Consider the following 18,092-nt stretch of genomic DNA (forward strand, 5'->3'; position numbering starts at 1 on the left):
CGGCGATGGGCGGGCTGCTGCTGGTCGGCTGCGGCAAGATGGGCGGCGCCATGCTGGACGGCTGGCTCGCCCGCGGGCTCGCGGCGACCGACATCGTGGTCGCCGAGCCGGTCGAGGCCCTGCGTCCCGGCAAGCCCGGGCTGCGCACCGTGTCCTCGTCCGCCGAGGTCAGCCAGCGGCCCGACATCGTCGTGCTGGCGGTGAAGCCGCAGTCGATGGACGAGGTGCTGCCCGACCTGCGGCGCTTTGCCGACCAGGGCGCGGTGTTCCTGTCGATCGCAGCCGGCAAGACCCTCACCTACTTCGCCGGCCATCTCGGTGCCGGGGCCAAGATGGTGCGCTCGATGCCCAACACGCCGGCTGCGGTGCGCCAGGGCATCACGGTGGCGACGGCCTCGCCCGGTGTCTCGGCGGCGGAGCGCCAGCGCTGCCACGACCTGCTCGAGGCGGTCGGCCAGGTCCTCTGGGTCGAGGACGAGGCCCTGCTCGATCCGGTGACCGCGCTCTCGGGCAGCGGGCCGGCCTATGTCTTCCTGCTGGTCGAGGCGATGGCTGCCGCCGGCGCCAAGCTCGGCCTCGCCCCCGACATGGCCATGCAGCTCGCCCGGGCGACGGTTGCCGGCAGCGGCGAGCTGCTGCGCCAGTCGAGCGAACCGGCCGGTCAGTTGCGCGTCAACGTGACCAGCCCCGGCGGCACCACGGCCGAGGCGCTGAAGGTGCTGATGGCGTCGGACGGAATCCAGCCGGTGTTCGACAGGGCCCTGGCGGCGGCTTCGCGTCGCTCGAAGGAGCTTGCGGGATGACCGACACTGCGGAGGCTGCGGTCGATGCCTTCATCACCTTGGTCGCTGAGCGGGGCTTCGTCGACGTCACGCTGCCCGACGTCGCCGAAGCGGCCGGCATCGGCCTTGCCGATCTCCATCGCGTCCATGCCGACAAGGTGGCACTGACGGCCGCCTTCATGGCGCGGGTCGATGGGCAGGTGCTGGGCGGCACGTCCACGCGCCGCGACCCGGAGGAGACGCCGCGCGACCGGCTGTTCGACGTCATGATGCGCCGCTACGACGCGCTGAGGCCCTACCGCGAGACCCTGCGGGCGATCCGGCGGGCGGCGACGCGGGATCCGCTGCTCGCCATCGCCATCGGTCCGGCCCTGCGCCGGTCGATGGGCGCCATGCTCCAGGCTGCCGGACTGCCCAGCGAAGGCCTGGCCGGAGCGGTGCGCGAGAACGGCCTGCTCGCCATCCACTATGCCGTCTCCCGTACCTTCGACCGCGACGAGACCGAGGACCTGTCGAAGACGATGGCGGCCTTGGACAGCCGGCTCAAGGTCGCGGAGCGCTGGTCGCAACTCTTTGAAAAATATAAGAGAAGTCGGCCTGAGGCGAAGGCGGACGGATTTGGCTCACCCTCCGGGTAGATTTTTTGTGCGGTGCACAAAAACTCCCCTTGACTTGGTGCAGCGCAAGCATACATTCACGTCGTTGTGCACCGCAGCATAGCGGTCAGATGACTTTCCGCGCCTCTTCAGCTTGCCTTGCCCCAGGAGAATCCATGTACGCCAACGGCACCTTCAAGAATCCGTTCACCGACTTCGACTTCACCAAGATTGCCGGCGAGTTCAAGCTGCCGACCGTCAACGTCGAGACCTTCGTCGAGACCGCCCGCAAGAACTTCGCGGCGCTGACCTCGGCCAACACCGCCGCCGTCGAGACCATGAAGTCCATCGCCCAGCGCCAGGGCGACATGGTCCGCGCCGCGATGGAGGACTTCTCCAAGCACGGCAGCGACGTCCTCTCGGCCGCCACCGTCGAGGAGAAGGCGCTGAAGCAGATCGACTTCGCCAAGAAGAGCTACGAGACGGCGATCGCCAATACCAAGGAACTGGCCGACATGGTCGGCAAGAGCCAGGCCGATGCGTTCGAGGCCCTGAGCGCCCGCGTCGCCGAGATGACCGAAGAGGTCAAGGCCGTCATCGCCAAGAAGTAAGCACCGTCGGCGCGGTTCGCCGATGCAAGGGGTCGCGGTTGCGACCCCTTTTTCTTTGCTGCAGCGGCTTGGGATAAATCGGGACCGCGTCGGCGGTCCCGATTTGTCGGAAACGCATCAAGTCGGGCAGTCCCTCCTTCGACATCGAGCGTTCGGCCGATTCCGACCGAACGGTCGATGTTATACGGTGAAGGGACCATGGATCTCATCACCTACGACGACTTCGCCCGTGTCGACATCCGGGTCGGCACGATCCTCGAAGCGGCGCCACTTGAGGGCGCCCGCAAGCCCGCGTTCCGGCTGTCGATGGATTTCGGCGCGGAGATCGGCGTGCTCAAGAGCTCGGCCCAGATCACGGTCCACTACACGCCCGAGCAACTCGTCGGCCGGCAGGTCGCGGCCGTGGTGAACTTCCCGCCGCGCCAGATCGGCAAGTTCATGTCGCAGGTCCTGACGCTGGGCTTCCCGGCCGAGGACGGCAGCGTGGTGCTGATCGGGCCCGACAAGCCGGTGCCGAACGGCGGCAAGCTGTTTTGACGCAGGCCTGGCGGCCGGCGCCGCCCCGCCTCAGAAGACCTTGTGGATCCAGTGGTGGGTGTCGGCGGCGCGGCCGCGCTGGATGGCGACGAGGCTCGTCTTCAGCTCCTCGGTCCTGGACCCCGAGCCGCCATTGCCGATCTTGAACTCGCCGTCCTTGCTGCGGACCGTGCCGATCGGGGTGACGACGGCGGCGGTGCCGCAGGCGAAGGCCTCGCGCAGCCGGCCGCTATGGGCATCGGTGCGCCACTGGTCGATCGAGTAGCGCTCCTCGCGGACCGTGATTCCCTTGTCGCGGGCCAGCACCAGCAGCGAATCGCGCGTGATGCCGGGCAGGATCGTGCCGCCGAGCGGCGGCGTCATCATCGAGCCGTCGTCGAACACGAAGAAGATGTTCATGCCGCCCAGTTCCTCGACCCAGCGCTGCTCCACGGCGTCGAGGAAGACGACCTGGTCGCAGCCATGGCGGGTCGCCTCGGCCTGGGCGAGCAGGCTGGCGGCGTAGTTGCCGCCGCACTTGGCGGCACCGGTGCCGCCGGGGGCGGCGCGCGTGTACTCGTTGGACACCCAGACCGACACGGCCGGCGCGTCTGTCTTGAAGTAGGCGCCGACCGACGAGGCGATGACGGCGTAGAGGTAGTCGGACGACGGCTTGACGCCGAGGAAGGTCTCGTTGGCGATCATGAACGGCCGCAGGTAGAGGCTGCCGTCGCCGTCGGGGATCCATGCCCGGTCGATGTCGACCAGCCGGTCCACCGATTCGAGGAACAGCTCCTCGGGCAGGACGGGCATGGCCAGGCGCTCGGCAGATTTCTGGAAGCGCCGGGCATTCTGCTCCGGCCGGAACAGGGTGGCGCCGCCGTTGGTGCGATAGGCCTTGAGCCCCTCGAAGATCTCCTGGGCGTAGTGCAGCACCGCCGCCGCCGGGTCCATCGCGATCGGCGCCCGCGGCTCGATCCGCGCATCGTGCCAGCCCTTCGACTCGTGGTAGCGGATGGTCACCATGTGGTCGCTGAAGACCCGCCCGAAACCGGGATTCTTCAGCAGCTCCGCGCGCTTGTCGGCGGGCAGCGGCGACGGATGCGGATGGTGGACGAACTCGAGCGACGGGGTCTTGGCCATTTCTCTCTCTGTCTTATGCGGGGGAGGTTGTAGCACAGGCTCCCCGGCCGCAAGGCGTCCTGCGGTTCCGCCTCTCAAACCGGCCGCCCGCCCACGCCCCGGGCCGTCAGACCGGGATGCGGACCACGACCCGCAGGCCGCCCAGCGCCGACTGGCCCAGCGACACGTCGCCGCCATGGCTGCGGGCCACGTCTCGGGCGATCGTGAGGCCGAGGCCGACCCCGCCGGTATCGACATTGCGCGACGGGTCCAGCCGGAAGAACGGCCGGAACACGTCCTCGCGCCGCTCGGGCGGGATGCCGGGTCCGTCGTCGTCGATGGTGATCTCGACCGAGGTGCGCCCGCGCACCGCCTGCAGCCGGACCGTGGTGCCGTAGCGCAAGGCATTGGAGACGAGGTTGGTCAGGCAGCGCTTCATGGCGAGCGGCCGGACCTCGACCTCCATGTCGCCGCTGAGGTCGACCCCGACATTGGCGTTGTCGCGTCGCGCCCCGGCCGCCACGTCCTCGAGGATCTCGCCGAGGTCGGCCGGCACGGGCTCCTCGTCGCCTTCGCCGCGGGCGAAGGCGAGGTAGCCCTCGATCATGCGCTCCATGTCGACGACGTCGTCGGCCAGCTCCTTGGTCTCCGGCGATTCGGGCAGGAGCGCGAGCGACAGCTTCATGCGCGTGAGCGGCGTGCGCAGGTCGTGGCTGACGCCGGCCAGCATCTCGGTGCGCTGCTGGATCGAGCGCCGCAGCCGGATGCGCATGGTCTGGAACGCGGTCGCCGCGTTGCGCACCTCGCGGGTGCCGCCCGAGAAGGCGAAGTCGGGCACGTCGCGACCCTTGCCCAGCGCGTCGGCGGCGACGCCGAGATGCTCGATCGGAACCAGCTCGCGGCGCATGAACCAGATGGCGAGGCCGAACAGGACCAGCGCCAGGCCGAGCTGGGCGATCACGTAGGCGAAGCTCGAGCCGAAGGTGAGGCGCAGGTGCGGTACCAGCACGTCCATGACGTCGCCGTCGTTGAGCTGGATCTCGATCAGCATCTGGCCGCCGCCGACCGTGTTGTCGATGTAGTAGGGGCGCCGGAGGTCGGCATCGATCGCGCCCTGGACCTCGCGCGCGGCGATGTCGAAATACTCCGGCTGCTTGAACGGCCGCACGATGCCCTTGCGGAAGCTGACGTAGAGCAGCAGGTCCTGGGCCGCATGGTTGATGATCCAGGCGCGGTGGGCGTCGTCGGGAAAGTCGGCGCGCAGCGCGATCAGCATGCGCAGGTCGCGCACCAGCAGGATCGCCAGCCGGTTGGTCACGTTGTCGCCGCGCTGGCTGTAGAACCACCAGGCGCTCAGCGCCTGCAGCAGCAGCATCGGCACGACGATGATGATCAGCGCGCGCGCGAACAGGGTCTGCGGCGAGTGCCGGTCGGCGAAGCGGGCGATGCGGTCGAAGACGTCGCGGGCGGCGGCGAATCTCATGCGTCGACCAGGCGGTATCCCTGTCCACGGACGGTGCGCAGGTAGCGCGGGAACGAAGGATCGGGCTCGATCTTGCGGCGCAGCCGCGTCACCTGCACGTCGATCGCGCGCTCGTTGACCGTGGCGCCGACGCTCTTCGACAGCGTCTCCCGGCTCAGCACGTCGCCCAGGCGGCCCGCCAGGGCGCGCAGGAGCGCGATCTCCGCGTCGGTCAGGGCGATCCGCCTGCCGTCCTCGTCGGTGAGCTCGCCGAGCTCGAGGTCGAACTGCCAGGGACCGAAGCGGGCCAGCCGCTGCGGCTCGCTGACCGATGCCGCGGCCGGCCGGTTGCGGCGCAGGATGCTCTGGATTCGCAGCAGCAGCTCGCGCGGCTCGAACGGCTTGCCGAGATAGTCGTCGACTCCGGTCTCGAGCCCGGCGATCCGGTCCTTGGGATCGCCCATCGCGGTCAGCATGAGGATCGGCACGTTGTCGGTGCGGCGCAGGTCGGTGGCGAACTCGAGCCCGGTCTGTCCGGGCATCATGACGTCGAGCACGATCAGGTCGAAGTCGAGGGCCGACAGGCGCTGGCGGGCCTCGTCGGCGCTGGCGGCGACGGTGACGCGAAAGCCGTTGCGCGACAGGAACGACCGCAGCAGCTCGCGCAGGCGCGTATCGTCGTCGACCACCAGGACGTGCGCCTTCTCGGCCGAGGCGTCGAGGACGCTCATCGTCCGCCGCCGCGCACCCTCTTGTCGACGACGGCGCGTTCGGCCGGATCGAGCAGACCCAGCAGCACCTTGCGGAAGCCCTCGACCGCCTCGGCGCCGGTCTCGCGATAGGCGCGGGCGAAGCGCTGGCTCTGCCGGTCGGTGAGATCCTGCTCGAGCTGCTGGCCCTTCTCGGTGAGCCACAGCAGCCGCTCGCGGCGATCGCGGGCGCCGCTCTTCTGCTCGACATAGCCCTGCTCGATCAGGTCCTTCAGCACCCGCGAGATCGACTGTTTGGTCACCTTCAGGATCGACAGGAGATGGCCGACCGTCCGGCCGGGATGGCGGCCGATGAAGTAGAGGGCGCGGTGATGAGCGCGGCCCAGCTGGTAGCGCTTGAGCTGCTGGTCCGATTCGAACGTGAAGTCGCGGTAGGCGTAGAACATCAGCTCTATGCCCTGGCGCAGTTCCTCTTCGCGCAGGAACAGCGGATTAGCGGGGGGTCTCGATTCCACCATGCCTTCAACATTGGTCGGCCGGCGCCGATTCTCTTCGATGCCCGACTATAGTGGCGGCGCGCAGGCTTGGCACCCCGTCGCCGGGCGGTCGGCGGGTGGCGCAGGACCCAGCCCTCAGTGGAGCGTGCGCGACTCGGCGTCGCGCAGGGCCTGGTCCTCGACCTGTATCGTCGTGTGGGTGAGACCGAAGCGCGTCTTCAGGGTCTCGCAGGCGGCCAGCAGCGTCTCGCGGGCGGTGGCCATGTCGGCCACGACCAGATGGCAGCTCATGGCGTCGGCCCCGGAGGTGATCGTCCAGACGTGCAGGTCGTGGACGGCGCGCACACCGGGAATCTCGGTCAGCGCCCGTTCCAGCAGACCGAGGTCGATCTCCGCCGGCGTGCCTTCCATGAGGATGTGGACCGCCTGGCGCAGCAGTGACCAGGTGCGCGGCACGATAAACAGGCCGATGCCGGCGCCGACGATGGGATCGGCCAGGCGCCACCCCGTCGCCATCACGGTCAGCGCGGCGACGATCACGCCGACCGAGCCCAGCATGTCGCTCATGACCTCGAGATAGGCGCCCTTCACGTTCAGGCTCTCGGACGATCCCGCCGCGAGAAGCTTCATGCTGGCGAGATTGACGGCGAGGCCGATGGCGGCGACCGCCAGCATGGGGCCCGCTAGGATCGGCGGCGGCTCGAGGAACCGCTCGACCGCCTCGAACAGGATGAAGACGGTGAGCACCAGCAGCACCACGGCATTGGTGAGGGCTGCCAGCACCTCGAGGCGAACATAACCGAACGTCTTGTCCGGTGTCGCCGGGCGCTCGGCGAAGCGCACGGCGATCAGCGCCAGGGCGAGACCGCCGGCGTCGGTCAGCATGTGCGCGGCGTCCGCCAGGAGCGCCAGGCTGCCCGTCAGAAGGCCGCCCACCACCTCCACCAGCATGAAGCCCGACGTCAGCGCCAAGGCGCCGAAGAGCCGGCCCTTGTGCCGGCCCGCGGCCGTTGCGCCCGCCCCATGCGCATGCCCGTGGCCGTGCCGGGCTCCATGTCCGTGTGCATGTCCCATCGTCGGGCATCCTAGCGCGCCGGCCGTGACAGATCGTGGAGTATTGACAAGGTCAATAATACTGACCTAACTACTCATAAGATTGCGATATGGAATCCGAATTGGACTTTAGTGGCAATTCGAGAGTGGGAGATCGGCAATGTCCTTAGGCATGGATGACCGTGACGGATTTATCTGGCTCGACGGCAAGCTGGTGGCGTGGCGCGACGCCGGGGTCCACGTCCTCACCCACGCCTTGCACTACGGCTCCGCCGTGTTCGAGGGCGAGCGCATCTACGACGGTCGGGTCTTCCGGCTGGCCGCCCATAGCGCCCGGCTGATCAACTCCGCCCGGCTACTCGACTACGAGATCCCCTGGACCCGACAGCAGATCGAGGAGGCGACGCGAGCGGTGGTGCGGGCCAACGGCCTGCTGTCCGGCTACGTCCGCCCGATCGCCTGGCGCGGCTCGGAGGTGATGGGCGTTTCGGCGATCGGCACGACGGTGCATCTCGCCATCGCGCCCTGGGCCCAGGAGGGGCGGCTGTCGGTGCAGGCGCGCGATTCCGGCATCAACGTCACCATGGCGAAGTACCGCCGCCCGTCGGCCGACTTCGCCCCCGGCCAGGCCAAGGTGGCCGGCCTCTACATCATTTGCGGCATCGAGAAGGACCGTGCCCTCAAGGCGGGCTTCGACGACGCGCTGATGCTCGACTGGAAGGGCGACCTGTCCGAGTCGACGGGCGCCAACATCTTCCTGGTGATCGACGGGACCCTGGTGACGCCGACGCCGGAGAACTTCCTCGACGGCATCACGCGCCGCGCCGTTATCGCAATGGCGCGCCGCCGCGGATGGACCGTGGAGGAACGCGCCGTGAAGCCGGAGGAGCTGAGGCGCGCGAGCGAGGTCTTCCTCTGCGGCACCGCCGCCGAGATCGTGCCCGTGGGCTCCGTCGACGGACATCACTATCAGGCGGGCCCGGTCGCCCGGACGTTGACGGCCGACTTCCAGGCCCTCGTGCGCGAGCCGGACTGCGAGGGCTTCGGTGAATCCACCCATCTCGCGCCGCAGCCGTCGCTGGCCGCCTGACGGGCGATTCGAGATGCCATGGCATGACTTGACAGAAGGGGACCGCTGACTATCTGCTTCGAAGACGTCCGAGGGGTGTCCGGCTTGCACGAGGAGCCGGGCTGAGACAGCCATGAGGCTGAACCCTTTGAACCTGATCCGGGTCATGCCGGCGAAGGAACGGGAGTTTGCCATTGGCCAGTCCACCCATTGTCGTCATCGGTGCCGGCGTTGCCGGCCTGACCTGCGCGCTCGAGCTCGCCGAGCGCGGCCTGCCCGTCGAGGTGGTCGAGCGCAGCGCCCGGCTGGGCGAGACAGCCTGCTCGTGGATGGCGGGCGGCATGCTGGCGCCGTGGTGCGAGCGTGCCACCACCGATCCCGAGGTCGCCGCCCGTGGCGCGGCGGCGATCGACTGGTGGTCCGATCGCGTTCCCGACACGGTGCGCGCCGGCAGCCTTGTGGTCGCGCCGGCGCGCGACGCCGCCGACCTCGCGCGCTTCGCCGATCGCACCGAATACTTCGACTGGCTCGACGGCGAGCGGCTCGCCGAGATCGAGCCCGATCTCGCCGGCCGCTTCCGCCGCGCGCTCTTCTTCGCGGGGGAAGCGCATCTCGATCCGCGCCGCGCGCTCGCCGCCCTGGCGGATCGCCTGTCGCGTCTCGGCGTGCCGATCCGCTTTTCCGTCGAGGGCCAGCCCACCGGGGACGGGATCGCCGTCGACTGCCGAGGGCTCGGCGCGCGCGACGTCCTGCCCGACCTGCGCGGGGTCCGCGGCGAGATGGTCGTGGTGCGCACGCCCGACGTGAGCCTGCAGCGGCCGGTGCGGCTGCTGCATCCGCGCTTCCCGCTCTACGTCGTGCCGCGCGGCGAAGGCCTGTTCATGATCGGCGCCACCATGATCGAGAGCGAGCGGCGCGGCCCGGTGACGGTGCGCTCCGCCGTCGAGCTGCTGAATGCCGCCTACACGCTGCATCCCGCCTTCGGAGAGGCCGAGATCGTCGAGCTCGGCTCGGACCTGCGGCCGGCCTTTCCCGACAACCTGCCGCAAGTCCGGCGCGACGGTCGCGTCGTGCGGGCCAACGGCCTGTTCCGGCACGGCTTCCTGCTGTCGCCCTGGCTCGCCCGCACGGCGGCCGACGCCGTCCTGTCTTTGATCGAAACGGAGAGCATCGATGCGGATCTTCCTCAACGACGACGCGCATGACGTCGATGCCGCGACGCTGGCCGCGGCGCTGGAGACGCTGGGCTTCGGCGGTCGCAAGATCGCGACCGCGGTGAACGGCCGCTTCGTCGCGGCGGCGGCGCGGCCCGCGACCCGGCTGGCCGACGGCGACCGCATCGAGGTCGTCGCGCCCATGCAGGGAGGCTGACCATGTTCTACGGCGTCGACCTAGCCTCGCGCCTGCTGCTGGGCACGGCGCGCTATCCCTCGCCGGCGGTGCTCGAACGCGCCATCCGCGCGTCCGGCGCGGAGGTCGTCACGGTCTCCCTGCGCCGCGAAGGCGGCGACGGGCGGGCGGGCCAGGGCTTCTGGTCGCTGATCCGCGCGCTCGGCCTGCGCGTCCTGCCCAACACGGCCGGCTGCCATTCGGTGAAGGAGGCAGTCACCACCGCGCATATGGCGCGTGAGCTGTTCGACACGCCGTGGATCAAGCTCGAGGTGATCGGCGAGGCCGACACGCTGCAGCCCGACGTGTTCGGCCTGGTCGAGGCCGCGCGCATCCTGTCGGAGGAAGGGTTCGAGGTCTTCCCCTACACGACCGAGGACCTGGTGGTGGCCGAGCGCCTGGTCGAGGCCGGATGTCGCGTGCTGATGCCGTGGGGCGCGCCGATCGGCTCGGCGCGCGGGCTGAACAATGTCTACGGCCTGAAGTCGCTGCGCGCCCACTTCCCGGACATACCGCTGGTGGTCGATGCAGGGCTGGGCGTGCCGAGCCATGCCGCGGCGGCGATGGAGTTCGGCTACGACGCCGTGCTGCTGAACACAGCGGTCGCCGAAGCGGGCGATCCCGAGGCCATGGCGCGGGCCTTCGCGCTGGCGGTCGAGGCCGGCCGCGCGGCGTTCCTGGCGCGGCCGCTGGAGCCGCGCGACATGGCGCAGCCCTCGACGCCCGTCATCGGCAAGGCCGTGCTGGGCGGGGGCTGACATGCTCGATCCCTTCTATCCGGTCGTCCCCGATGCGGGTTGGGTGAAGCGCCTGGTGCCGGCCGGCACACGGCTGATCCAGTTGCGCATCAAGGACCAGCCGGTCGACGAGATCCGCCGCCAGGTGGCGGAGGCGCGCGATGTCTGCGGGCGCCACGGCGCGCAGCTCGTCGTCAACGACTACTGGGACATCGCCATCGACGAAGGTTGCGCCTGGGTTCATCTCGGCCAGGAGGACCTGGTCGATGCCGACGTGAAGGCGCTGCGCCGCGCCGGCCTTCGGATCGGCGTCAGCACGCACGACCATGCCGAGCTCGAGACGGGGCTCGCCGTCGATCCCGACTATGTGGCGCTCGGACCGATCTGGCCGACCAGGCTCAAGCAGATGCCGTGGTCGCCGCAGGGCACCGAGCGCCTGGCTGAATGGAAGCGCCTGATCGGCGGCAAGCCGCTGGTGGCGATCGGCGGGCTGACGCTCGAGCGCGCGCTGCTCTGCCTGTCGTCGGGTGCCGACATCGCCTCGGTCGTGGGGGACATCGTCAATCACCCCGATCCGATCGCACAGGCACGGGCCTGGATCGCCGCCACGCGGAGGAAGCCATGAGCGATCGCTATGCCCGCCAGACAGTTCTGCCGGAGGTCGGCGCGGCCGGCCAGGCCAGGCTCGCCGCCGCGTCGGTGCTGGTCGTGGGGGCCGGCGGGCTCGGCTGCCCGGTGCTGCAATATCTCGCCGGCGCCGGTGTCGGACGGCTGACGATCGTCGACCACGACACGGTCGAGGAAACGAACCTGCACCGCCAGCCGCTCTACGGCATGGCCGATATCGGCCGACCGAAGGCGCAGGCGGCCGTGGCGGCCCTGGCGCGCCTCAACCCGGCAGCAACGACCGTCGCGGTCGGCGAGCGGCTGACGCCGCAGAATGCCCCGGGCCTCGTGGCCGCTTCCGACCTCGTCGTCGATGCCGCCGACAGCTTTGCCGTCAGCTACATGCTGAGCGACGCCTGTCTTGCAGCGGGCAAGCCGATGATCAGCGCGTCGGTCGTCGGAACGACCGGCTATGCCGGTGCCTTCTGTGGCGGCGCGCCGAGCTACCGGGCGGTCTTTCCCGACGTCTCGGCCGATGGCGGCACCTGCGCCACGCTGGGTGTCCTCGGCACCGCGGTGGCGGTGCTGGGCGGCCTGCAAGCGCATCTCGCGCTGCACCTGCTGCTCGGGCTCGAGCCGTCGGTGCTGGGCCGCGTCGTGACCTTCGATGCGCGCCGCCTGGCATTCGGTGGCTTCGCCTTCGCGGGCAGTCCGGAACCGCCTTCGGTCGTGCCGTTCATCGCGCCGGCGGCCGTGAGGGAAGACGATCTCGTGGTCGACCTGCGCAGCCTTGACGAGGCGCCGCAGTCGCCCTTCGCCGGCGCGCGTCGGATCGGCGTCGAGAGCATCGAGGCGCTGGCCGAGCCCGTGCCGTCGCGGCGTGTGGTCCTCTGCTGCCGCAGTGGCCAACGGGCCCTCGCAGCCGCCGACCGGCTGCGCGAACGCGGCGTCACCGACCTGGCGCTGGTGGCGCTGGGCTGAGGTTCCGCACACGCCCGGACGTTGCCGTCGCTCGAATTCCTCTCCCCCGATAGGGGGAGAGGTTAGGAGAGGGGGATAGCGCGGGCTGTGTGCCCCCTCACCCAGCCTCTCCCCCTGGCGGGGGAGAGGAGAATGAGAAGAGAGTGCGAGAGAGAATCTTCTCACCCCGGCGCAGCGCCCTGCGTGTTCACATACACGGCGTAGAGCGACTGGCTGGCGGCCATGAACAGGCGATTGCGCTTGGGGCCGCCGAAGCAGACGTTGCCGCAGACCTCGGGCAGGCGGATGCGACCGATCAGCTTGCCCTGCGGGTTCCACACCGTCACGCCGCTGTAACCCACGGCGCGGCCGGCGTTGCTTGAGACCCAGACGTTGCCGGCCACGTCGCAGCGCAGGCCGTCGGGGCCGCACTTCACCCCGTCGACCATGAAGTCGCTGAACAGCCGGCGGTCGGACGGCTTGTTGTCGGATCCGACGGTGAATGCATAGACCTCGCCCTTGCCACCGGGGCCGGTGTCGCCGGGCCCCTTGCCGGTGCTGGCGACATAGAGCGTCTTGTAGTCGGGCGAGAAGCAGAGACCGTTGGGGTCGGGCACCTGGTCCTCGCTCACCACGAGGTCGACGCGGCCGCTCGGGTCGATGCGGTAGCAATTGGTGGGCAGCTCGCGCCGGCCGGTGCCGATGCCGGGCGGCTGGCCAAGCTTCGGATTGAGCCTGCTGTCGGCATTGCTCGGACCGCCGCCGCCGTCCGGTGCACCCTCGTAGAGCTGGCCGCCATAGGGTGGGTCGGTGAACCAGTAGCTGCCGTCGGGGTGCGGCACCGCGTCGTTCGGCGAGTTGAGCTTCTTGCCGTTGAAGGAATCGGCCAGCACCGTCGTCGAGCCGTCGAGCTCGTAGCGCACGACGCGGCGCGTCAGGTGCTCGCACGAGAGCTGGCGGCCCTGGAAGTCGAACGTGTTGCCGTTGGAGTTGTTCGACGGCAGGCGGAAAACGCTCACCCGACCGTCATCCTCGAGCCAGCGCAGTTGCCGGTTGTTCGGGATGTCGCTCCACACGAGATAGCGGCCCTGCGCGTTCCACGCCGGGCCTTCCGCCCACAGCGCGCCGGTCCACAGGCGCTGGATGGGCGCATTGGGCTGGCGCAGCGCATTGAAGCTCGGATCGACCGTCAGGATGTCGGGGTCGGTGAAATAGACGTTGGGCGGCGCGTTGGGGCCGAAGTCGCGGGGCGGTGTCGTGACGGTCGATGGCGGGGCGGCTGGCCCCGCTGGCGCCGTCGCCGGCGTTTGGGCGAAGGCCCGCCCTGCCATCGCAGTAGCTGCGGCCGCACCGGCCACACCGACGAGCGCGCGACGGGACACCGTCGCTCCGCCCGTTTCCTCGAATCGCTTCGAAAGGGTCATGAGCGTCACTCCCAACATTTTTCGTTGGGCGGATTTTATCAGGGCGCCGCAGCGCGCAGGCGCATATCTCGGGCGCTAGCCGGGCGGGTCGCGCTTCTCCCAGCGGGCAGCCGCGGCATCGTCGCCCTCGTGGGCGTCGACCCACTTTTCGCCGGCCGGCGTGTCCTCGAGCTTCCAGAAGGGCGCCTTCGTCTTCAGCCAATCGACCAGGAACTCGCAGGCCTCGAAGGCGGCCTCCCGATGCGGCGAGCCCACGGCCACCAGCACGATGCGTGCGCCGGCCTCGAGCCGGCCGTAGCGATGCACGATCAGGGTCGCTTCGAGCGGCCAGCGCCGGTTGGCCTCGGCCTCGATGTCTTCCAGCGCCTTCTCGGTCATGCCGGGATAGTGCTCGAGGGTGAGCGCGTCGATTCGGTTGCGGTGCAGGCCCTCGCGCACGTGCATCTCGCGCACCAGGCCCACGAACACCGCGAGCCCGCCGATCCGCCGGTTGCCGCCCGTCAGACGGTCGAGCTCGGCGCCGACATCGAAGTCCTCGGCCTGCACGCGAACGGCCATGTCAGCCTCCGGTGAAAGGCGGGAAGAAGGCGACCTCGCGAGCGCCGGCGATCGGCACGTCGAAGGTCGCGGTGCGCTGGTCGACGGCGGCGCCGAAGGCCGCGCCCTCGGCCAGCGCCTCGGCATGTCCCGGGCTGCGGCCGCGCAGCCACACGACCAGGTCGCCCACCGTCCTCACCTCGGACGGCGGCTCGACCTGCTCTTCGGGCAGGCCGACCGTCCGCTTCATCCAGGCGAAGTAGCGCACCTTCATGCCTCGCCCCTCATGTCGGACCACCCTCGGCCATGTGACGCAGCCCGGTACGCAGATAGTCGTAGCCGGTGATGAGCGTGAGGCCGGCGGCGACCCAGATCAGCCCCACGCCGATTTGGTGGATGATCGGGGGCACGGCGTCACCCAGCAGCAGGAAGGTGATGGCCCCCATCTGCGCCCCGGTTTTCCATTTGGCGAGCTGGCTCACCGGCACGCCGACATTGAGTTCGGCGAGGAACTCGCGAAGACCGGATACCAGGATCTCGCGGGCGAGGATGATCAGGGCCGCCAGGACGTTGAGGCCGCTCAGCGAGCCGTTGTCGACCAGCATCACCAGCGCCGCCGCGACCAGCAGCTTGTCGGCAATGGGATCGAGGAAACGGCCGAAGCGCGAGATCTGGTGATAGCGCCGCGCGAAATAGCCGTCGAACCAGTCGGTGATGCAGGCGATGGCGAACAGCGCGGCCGACAGCCACTGTGCCCAGCCATGATCGAGCCAGAAGCAGGCAACGACCAGCGGGATCGCGACGATGCGCGAAAGGGTGAGCACATTGGGAAGGTTCAGCATGCGCCGAACATTCTTACCGGCCGCCCCGGAAGTGGTCATGGATTTTCTGGGCGAGCGCGCCGGAGATTCCCGGCACCGCCTTGATGTCTTCCAGGGTCGCGACGGCAACCGCACGCGCACTGCCGAAATGATGAAGGAGCGCCCGCTTGCGGCCCGCGCCGATACCCGGCACCTCGTCGAGTGCCGAGCGGGTGATGTCGGCCGAGCGGCGCGTTCGATGGGTGCCGATGGCGAAGCGATGGGCCTCGTCGCGCAGTCTCTGCAGGAAGTAGAGCACGGGATCGCGCGGCTCGAGCGAGAAGGGCGGTCGCCCCGCCATGAAGAAGCGCTCGCGGCCGGCGTCGCGATCCGGCCCCTTGGCGATGCCGACCGTGGCGATGTCGTCGAGGCCCAGCTCGGACAGGACCTGTCGCACTACCTCGAGCTGGCCCTGACCGCCGTCGATCAGCAGCAGGTCGGGCCAGGTCTCGTCGCCGCGCTCGGGGTCCTCGCGCAGGGCGCGGCCGAACCGGCGCGCCAGCACCTCGCGCATCATGGCGAAGTCGTCGCCGGCCGCGCCCTCGGTCTTGATGTTGAACTTGCGGTAGGCGTTCTTCATGAACCCGTCGGGACCGGCCACCACCATGGCGCCGATCGCCGCCGTCCCCTGGATATGGCTGTTGTCGTAGATCTCGATGCGCTCCGGCGGACCGTCGAGGCCGAACACGCGCGCCACGCCCTCGAGGAGCTGCCGCTGGGTGCCGCGCTCGGCCATGCGCCGGGCCAGCGCTTCGCGGGCATTGGTTTTCGCCTGGTCGAGCGCGTCCTTCTGGTCGCCGCGCTTGGGATGGCGGATCTCGACCTTGTGGCCGGCCGTCATCGCCAGCGCGCTCTCCAGCAGTTCGGCCTCGGCGACGTCGTGGCTGGTCAGGATCAGCCGCGGCGCGGTGCGGGCCTCGTAGAACTGGCCGATGAAGGCGGCCAGGATCTCCGGCTCGTCGAGATCGCGCGTGTGGCTCGGGAAGTAGGCGCGGTTGCCGAGGTTCTGGCCGGCGCGCAGGAAGAAGACCTGCACGCAGACCTGGCCGCCCTCGGCATGAGCCGCGAAGATGTCGGCCTCGTCGATCGACGGCAGGCTGATCGACTGGTGCGACTGGATGTGGGCCAGCGCGCGGATGCGGTCGCGCAGCACCGCCGCCCGCTCGAACTCGAGATTGCCCGACGCCTGCTCCATGCGCTGCGACAGCGCCTGCTGGACCTCGCGGTTGCGGCCGCCCAGGAAGTCGCGCACTTCGCCGACGATGGCGTCGTACTCGCCGTGCTCGATGCGGCCGACGCAGGGCGCCGTGCAGCGCTTGATCTGGAACTGCAGGCAGGGACGGGTGCGGGTGGCGAAGACGCCATCCGAGCAGGAGCGCAGGGGAAAGGCGCGCTGCAGCGCATAGAGCGTGCGGTTGACGGCGGTGGCCGAGGCGAAGGGGCCGAAATACTCGTTGGCGGGCTCGCGCGTGCCGCGATGCTTGGCGAGCTGCGGCCACGGCGTGTCGCGGCGGATCACGATGTAGGGGAACGACTTGTCGTCGCGCAGCAGCACGTTGAAGCGCGGCTTGAAGCGCTTGATCAGGTTGTTCTCGAGCAGCAGGGCCTCGGCCTCGCTGTCGGTGACCGCGAACTCCATGGTCCGGGTCGCCGAGACCATGCGCACGAGGCGGGTGTCGAGGCGGGTCGGCTGGGTATAGGCGGCCACCCGGCTGCGCAGCGACCGCGCCTTGCCGACGTAGAGGACCTCGCCGTCGGCGGCGATCATCCGGTAGACGCCCGGCTTGCGCGGCAGGGTGCGGACGAACTCGCCGATCACCCGCATGCCGTCGGCCAGCGTGCCTTCCGAGGGCGACGGTTCGGCCTCCGGGAGGTCGTCTTGCACGGTCTGTGGGGAATCGGGTTCGTTGATCACGGTGGCCTGCCGAAGAACGTACAATCGGTAGACCGAGGTCGGCTTTCAAGCCATGGAGCCCATTGTGGGGAACTCTGTGAACAAGCCGACCTTCAGGTCACCGTCGCGTCACCGTCACTATATTGACTTGATGTAGGCAGGGTGGCAGGAGCCCGCCAGGTAGCATCTAAGGTATTGAAATAGGGCGACAAATTAAGTGAATCCGCCCCCGCAGAAAAGGGTGGCGGCGCCGAACGTTCCCTCTTTGATCCGTTCGGCTGCCGCGTTCCTATCTGTGGGTAAAATCGGTCGTTTTACAGCACCGACAACATGCGGCCGACCAGCGGATGGCGCACCACATCCTTGTCGGTGAGCCGCACCACGGCGACGTCGTCGAGCCCGTCGAGCTTGGTGCCGATGGCGCCCAGCCCCGACAGTTCCGGTAGCAGGTCGGTCTGGTCGGGATCGCCGGTGATCACCATGCTCGAATGCCAGCCCAGCCGGGTCAGCAGCATCTTGAGCTGGCCGTAGGTGCAATTCTGCGCCTCGTCGATCAGGACGAAGCTGTTGTTCAGGGTACGGCCGCGCATGAAGGCGACGGGAGCGATCTCGATCGTGCCGTCGTCGAGGTGCTGGCGCAGGCGCTTGGGTCCCAGGCGGTCGTTCAGCGCGTCGTAAAGCGGCCGCAGGTAGGGGTCGAGCTTCTCGCGCATGTCGCCCGGCAGGAAGCCGAGATTCTCGCCGGCCTCGACGGCCGGACGCGACAGGACGATACGGGACACGCTGCCGCCCTCCAGCGCCTCGACGGCCGCCGAGATCGCCAGATAGGTTTTGCCGGTGCCGGCCGGCCCCATGGCGACGGTCAGGGGCTTCGCGTCGATCGCCTCCATGAGGATCCGCTGGTTGTCGCTCCGCGGACGGATGCGCCGGATATAGCTCTGGTCGCGGTCGTTGGCCGGAGTGTGGTCGAAGACCAGGCTGTGAATACGAGCGCTATCGATGTCATGCAGCTTGGCACGGCGAGTGGCGCGTTTGGCCATATTCGTACTCCGGGGGCTGGGACTGGAAGTGGGCACCGGTCGCCGAAAAGCAAAACGCCCCCGCAGGGCGGAGGCGTCGACGATCGGTCGGGCGGAAGGTGAGGCTGACAGCGCACACGGTGGGGACACCACCGGTGAACCAGTTTCCGTCAGGGTACGGTGACCTCGGACGGATTGAGCACCTCCTTCAGCTACCGAGGGAAGCGTACCCTGATTGGAGCAGACCG

General features: G+C 69.2%; 21 protein-coding genes and 1 riboswitch. Of the genes, 10 read left to right on the forward strand and 11 right to left on the reverse strand.

Going from position 1 to position 18,092, the window contains the following annotated elements:
• Positions 1–5: 5 nt before the first annotated feature.
• The 4 genes from proC to ACO073_RS07465 all read left to right on the forward strand — a co-directional run bounded on the left by proC (position 6) and on the right by ACO073_RS07465 (position 2,526).
• Entirely contained in the window at positions 6–803 is a 798-nt protein-coding gene (proC, locus tag ACO073_RS07450) for a pyrroline-5-carboxylate reductase (protein ID WP_421996526.1), read from the forward strand.
• Complete coding sequence (locus ACO073_RS07455) at positions 800–1,420, forward strand: TetR/AcrR family transcriptional regulator (RefSeq protein ID WP_421996527.1); 621 nt, start codon at positions 800–802, stop codon at positions 1,418–1,420. Before proC ends, ACO073_RS07455 begins: the two co-directional genes overlap by 4 nt.
• A gap of 134 nt (positions 1,421–1,554) precedes the next feature.
• Positions 1,555–1,989: a phasin family protein gene (locus tag ACO073_RS07460; RefSeq protein ID WP_421996528.1), complete on the forward strand. Its 435-nt coding sequence runs from the start codon at positions 1,555–1,557 to the stop codon at positions 1,987–1,989.
• Positions 1,990–2,187: 198 nt separating this feature from the next.
• Positions 2,188–2,526 carry a tRNA-binding protein gene (locus tag ACO073_RS07465; protein WP_421996529.1) on the forward strand — a complete coding sequence of 113 codons (339 nt, stop codon included), beginning with the start codon at positions 2,188–2,190 and terminating at the stop codon, positions 2,524–2,526.
• A 30-nt stretch (positions 2,527–2,556) separates the two neighbouring features.
• Here the strand turns inward: ACO073_RS07465 and ACO073_RS07470 are convergent, their stop codons facing one another.
• The 5 genes from ACO073_RS07470 to ACO073_RS07490 all read right to left on the reverse strand — a co-directional run bounded on the left by ACO073_RS07470 (position 2,557) and on the right by ACO073_RS07490 (position 7,370).
• Entirely contained in the window at positions 2,557–3,648 is a 1,092-nt protein-coding gene (locus ACO073_RS07470) for a branched-chain amino acid aminotransferase (protein WP_421996530.1), read from the reverse strand.
• Between the two features lie 106 nt (positions 3,649–3,754).
• Positions 3,755–5,110 carry a sensor histidine kinase gene (locus ACO073_RS07475; RefSeq protein WP_421996531.1) on the reverse strand — a complete coding sequence of 452 codons (1,356 nt, stop codon included), beginning with the start codon at positions 5,108–5,110 and terminating at the stop codon, positions 3,755–3,757.
• Positions 5,107–5,820: a response regulator gene (locus ACO073_RS07480; RefSeq protein ID WP_421996532.1), complete on the reverse strand. Its 714-nt coding sequence runs from the start codon at positions 5,818–5,820 to the stop codon at positions 5,107–5,109. Before ACO073_RS07480 ends, ACO073_RS07475 begins: the two co-directional genes overlap by 4 nt.
• Entirely contained in the window at positions 5,817–6,317 is a 501-nt protein-coding gene (locus ACO073_RS07485) for a MarR family winged helix-turn-helix transcriptional regulator (RefSeq protein WP_421996533.1), read from the reverse strand. The genes ACO073_RS07480 and ACO073_RS07485 overlap by 4 nt, the downstream gene beginning before the upstream one ends.
• 114 nt (positions 6,318–6,431) lie before the next feature.
• Positions 6,432–7,370 (reverse strand): cation diffusion facilitator family transporter, encoded by a 939-nt coding sequence (locus ACO073_RS07490; RefSeq protein WP_421996534.1) that lies wholly within the window; start codon positions 7,368–7,370, stop codon positions 6,432–6,434.
• A 151-nt stretch (positions 7,371–7,521) separates the two neighbouring features.
• On the opposite strand from ACO073_RS07490, the gene ACO073_RS07495 reads away from it, so the two are divergent.
• The 6 genes from ACO073_RS07495 (at position 7,522) to ACO073_RS07520 (ending at position 12,131) form a co-directional block, all read left to right on the forward strand.
• On the forward strand, positions 7,522–8,439 hold the full coding sequence (locus ACO073_RS07495) for a branched-chain amino acid aminotransferase (protein WP_421996535.1): 918 nt from the start codon (positions 7,522–7,524) through the stop codon (positions 8,437–8,439).
• A 61-nt stretch (positions 8,440–8,500) separates the two neighbouring features.
• A riboswitch (TPP riboswitch) is annotated at positions 8,501–8,616 on the forward strand.
• The gene (locus ACO073_RS07500; protein ID WP_421996536.1) at positions 8,613–9,623 is read left to right on the forward strand and encodes an FAD-dependent oxidoreductase; all 1,011 of its coding nucleotides are present in this window, start codon (positions 8,613–8,615) and stop codon (positions 9,621–9,623) included. (Overlaps the previous riboswitch by 4 nt.)
• Positions 9,592–9,789, forward strand: coding sequence for a sulfur carrier protein ThiS (thiS, locus tag ACO073_RS07505; RefSeq protein WP_421996537.1), 198 nt, complete (start codon positions 9,592–9,594; stop codon positions 9,787–9,789). Before ACO073_RS07500 ends, thiS begins: the two co-directional genes overlap by 32 nt.
• Entirely contained in the window at positions 9,786–10,565 is a 780-nt protein-coding gene (locus ACO073_RS07510; RefSeq protein WP_421997408.1) for a thiazole synthase, read from the forward strand. Before thiS ends, ACO073_RS07510 begins: the two co-directional genes overlap by 4 nt.
• Before the next feature lies 1 nt (position 10,566).
• A complete protein-coding gene (locus ACO073_RS07515) occupies positions 10,567–11,169 on the forward strand; it encodes a thiamine phosphate synthase (RefSeq protein WP_421996538.1) in 603 nt (200 codons plus the stop codon).
• A complete protein-coding gene (locus ACO073_RS07520) occupies positions 11,166–12,131 on the forward strand; it encodes a ThiF family adenylyltransferase (RefSeq protein WP_421996539.1) in 966 nt (321 codons plus the stop codon). The genes ACO073_RS07515 and ACO073_RS07520 overlap by 4 nt, the downstream gene beginning before the upstream one ends.
• 161 nt (positions 12,132–12,292) lie before the next feature.
• On the opposite strand, the gene ACO073_RS07525 is transcribed toward ACO073_RS07520, so the two are convergent.
• From ACO073_RS07525 to ACO073_RS07550, 6 genes are all read right to left on the reverse strand, one after another.
• On the reverse strand, positions 12,293–13,534 hold the full coding sequence (locus ACO073_RS07525) for an SMP-30/gluconolactonase/LRE family protein (RefSeq protein WP_421996540.1): 1,242 nt from the start codon (positions 13,532–13,534) through the stop codon (positions 12,293–12,295).
• 75 nt (positions 13,535–13,609) lie between these two features.
• Positions 13,610–14,092: a molybdenum cofactor biosynthesis protein MoaE gene (locus ACO073_RS07530; protein WP_421996541.1), complete on the reverse strand. Its 483-nt coding sequence runs from the start codon at positions 14,090–14,092 to the stop codon at positions 13,610–13,612.
• A gap of 1 nt (position 14,093) precedes the next feature.
• Positions 14,094–14,345: a molybdopterin converting factor subunit 1 gene (moaD, locus tag ACO073_RS07535; protein WP_421996542.1), complete on the reverse strand. Its 252-nt coding sequence runs from the start codon at positions 14,343–14,345 to the stop codon at positions 14,094–14,096.
• Positions 14,346–14,355: 10 nt separating this feature from the next.
• Positions 14,356–14,913 carry a CDP-diacylglycerol--glycerol-3-phosphate 3-phosphatidyltransferase gene (gene pgsA / locus ACO073_RS07540; protein ID WP_421996543.1) on the reverse strand — a complete coding sequence of 186 codons (558 nt, stop codon included), beginning with the start codon at positions 14,911–14,913 and terminating at the stop codon, positions 14,356–14,358.
• A gap of 13 nt (positions 14,914–14,926) precedes the next feature.
• Positions 14,927–16,816, reverse strand: coding sequence for an excinuclease ABC subunit UvrC (uvrC, locus tag ACO073_RS07545; protein WP_421996544.1), 1,890 nt, complete (start codon positions 16,814–16,816; stop codon positions 14,927–14,929).
• A gap of 323 nt (positions 16,817–17,139) precedes the next feature.
• The gene (locus ACO073_RS07550; RefSeq protein WP_421996545.1) at positions 17,140–17,865 is read right to left on the reverse strand and encodes a PhoH family protein; all 726 of its coding nucleotides are present in this window, start codon (positions 17,863–17,865) and stop codon (positions 17,140–17,142) included.
• Positions 17,866–18,092: the final 227 nt, after the last annotated feature.

The organism is Reyranella sp. (assembly GCF_965229815.1).
Classification (GTDB): Bacteria; Pseudomonadota; Alphaproteobacteria; order Reyranellales; family Reyranellaceae; genus Reyranella.

Coding starts and splice junctions, on each gene's coding strand:
- proC (WP_421996526.1), top strand. CDS start 6: ATGGGCGGGCTGCTGCTGGTCGGCTGCGGCAAGATGGGCGGCGCCATG.
- ACO073_RS07455 (WP_421996527.1), top strand. CDS start 800: ATGACCGACACTGCGGAGGCTGCGGTCGATGCCTTCATCACCTTGGTC.
- ACO073_RS07460 (WP_421996528.1), top strand. CDS start 1,555: ATGTACGCCAACGGCACCTTCAAGAATCCGTTCACCGACTTCGACTTC.
- ACO073_RS07465 (WP_421996529.1), top strand. CDS start 2,188: ATGGATCTCATCACCTACGACGACTTCGCCCGTGTCGACATCCGGGTC.
- ACO073_RS07470 (WP_421996530.1), bottom strand. CDS start 3,648: ATGGCCAAGACCCCGTCGCTCGAGTTCGTCCACCATCCGCATCCGTCG.
- ACO073_RS07475 (WP_421996531.1), bottom strand. CDS start 5,110: ATGAGATTCGCCGCCGCCCGCGACGTCTTCGACCGCATCGCCCGCTTC.
- ACO073_RS07480 (WP_421996532.1), bottom strand. CDS start 5,820: ATGAGCGTCCTCGACGCCTCGGCCGAGAAGGCGCACGTCCTGGTGGTC.
- ACO073_RS07485 (WP_421996533.1), bottom strand. CDS start 6,317: ATGGTGGAATCGAGACCCCCCGCTAATCCGCTGTTCCTGCGCGAAGAG.
- ACO073_RS07490 (WP_421996534.1), bottom strand. CDS start 7,370: ATGGGACATGCACACGGACATGGAGCCCGGCACGGCCACGGGCATGCG.
- ACO073_RS07495 (WP_421996535.1), top strand. CDS start 7,522: ATGGATGACCGTGACGGATTTATCTGGCTCGACGGCAAGCTGGTGGCG.
- thiS (WP_421996537.1), top strand. CDS start 9,592: ATGCGGATCTTCCTCAACGACGACGCGCATGACGTCGATGCCGCGACG.
- ACO073_RS07515 (WP_421996538.1), top strand. CDS start 10,567: ATGCTCGATCCCTTCTATCCGGTCGTCCCCGATGCGGGTTGGGTGAAG.
- ACO073_RS07520 (WP_421996539.1), top strand. CDS start 11,166: ATGAGCGATCGCTATGCCCGCCAGACAGTTCTGCCGGAGGTCGGCGCG.
- ACO073_RS07525 (WP_421996540.1), bottom strand. CDS start 13,534: ATGACCCTTTCGAAGCGATTCGAGGAAACGGGCGGAGCGACGGTGTCC.
- ACO073_RS07530 (WP_421996541.1), bottom strand. CDS start 14,092: ATGGCCGTTCGCGTGCAGGCCGAGGACTTCGATGTCGGCGCCGAGCTC.
- moaD (WP_421996542.1), bottom strand. CDS start 14,345: ATGAAGGTGCGCTACTTCGCCTGGATGAAGCGGACGGTCGGCCTGCCC.
- pgsA (WP_421996543.1), bottom strand. CDS start 14,913: ATGCTGAACCTTCCCAATGTGCTCACCCTTTCGCGCATCGTCGCGATC.
- ACO073_RS07550 (WP_421996545.1), bottom strand. CDS start 17,865: ATGGCCAAACGCGCCACTCGCCGTGCCAAGCTGCATGACATCGATAGC.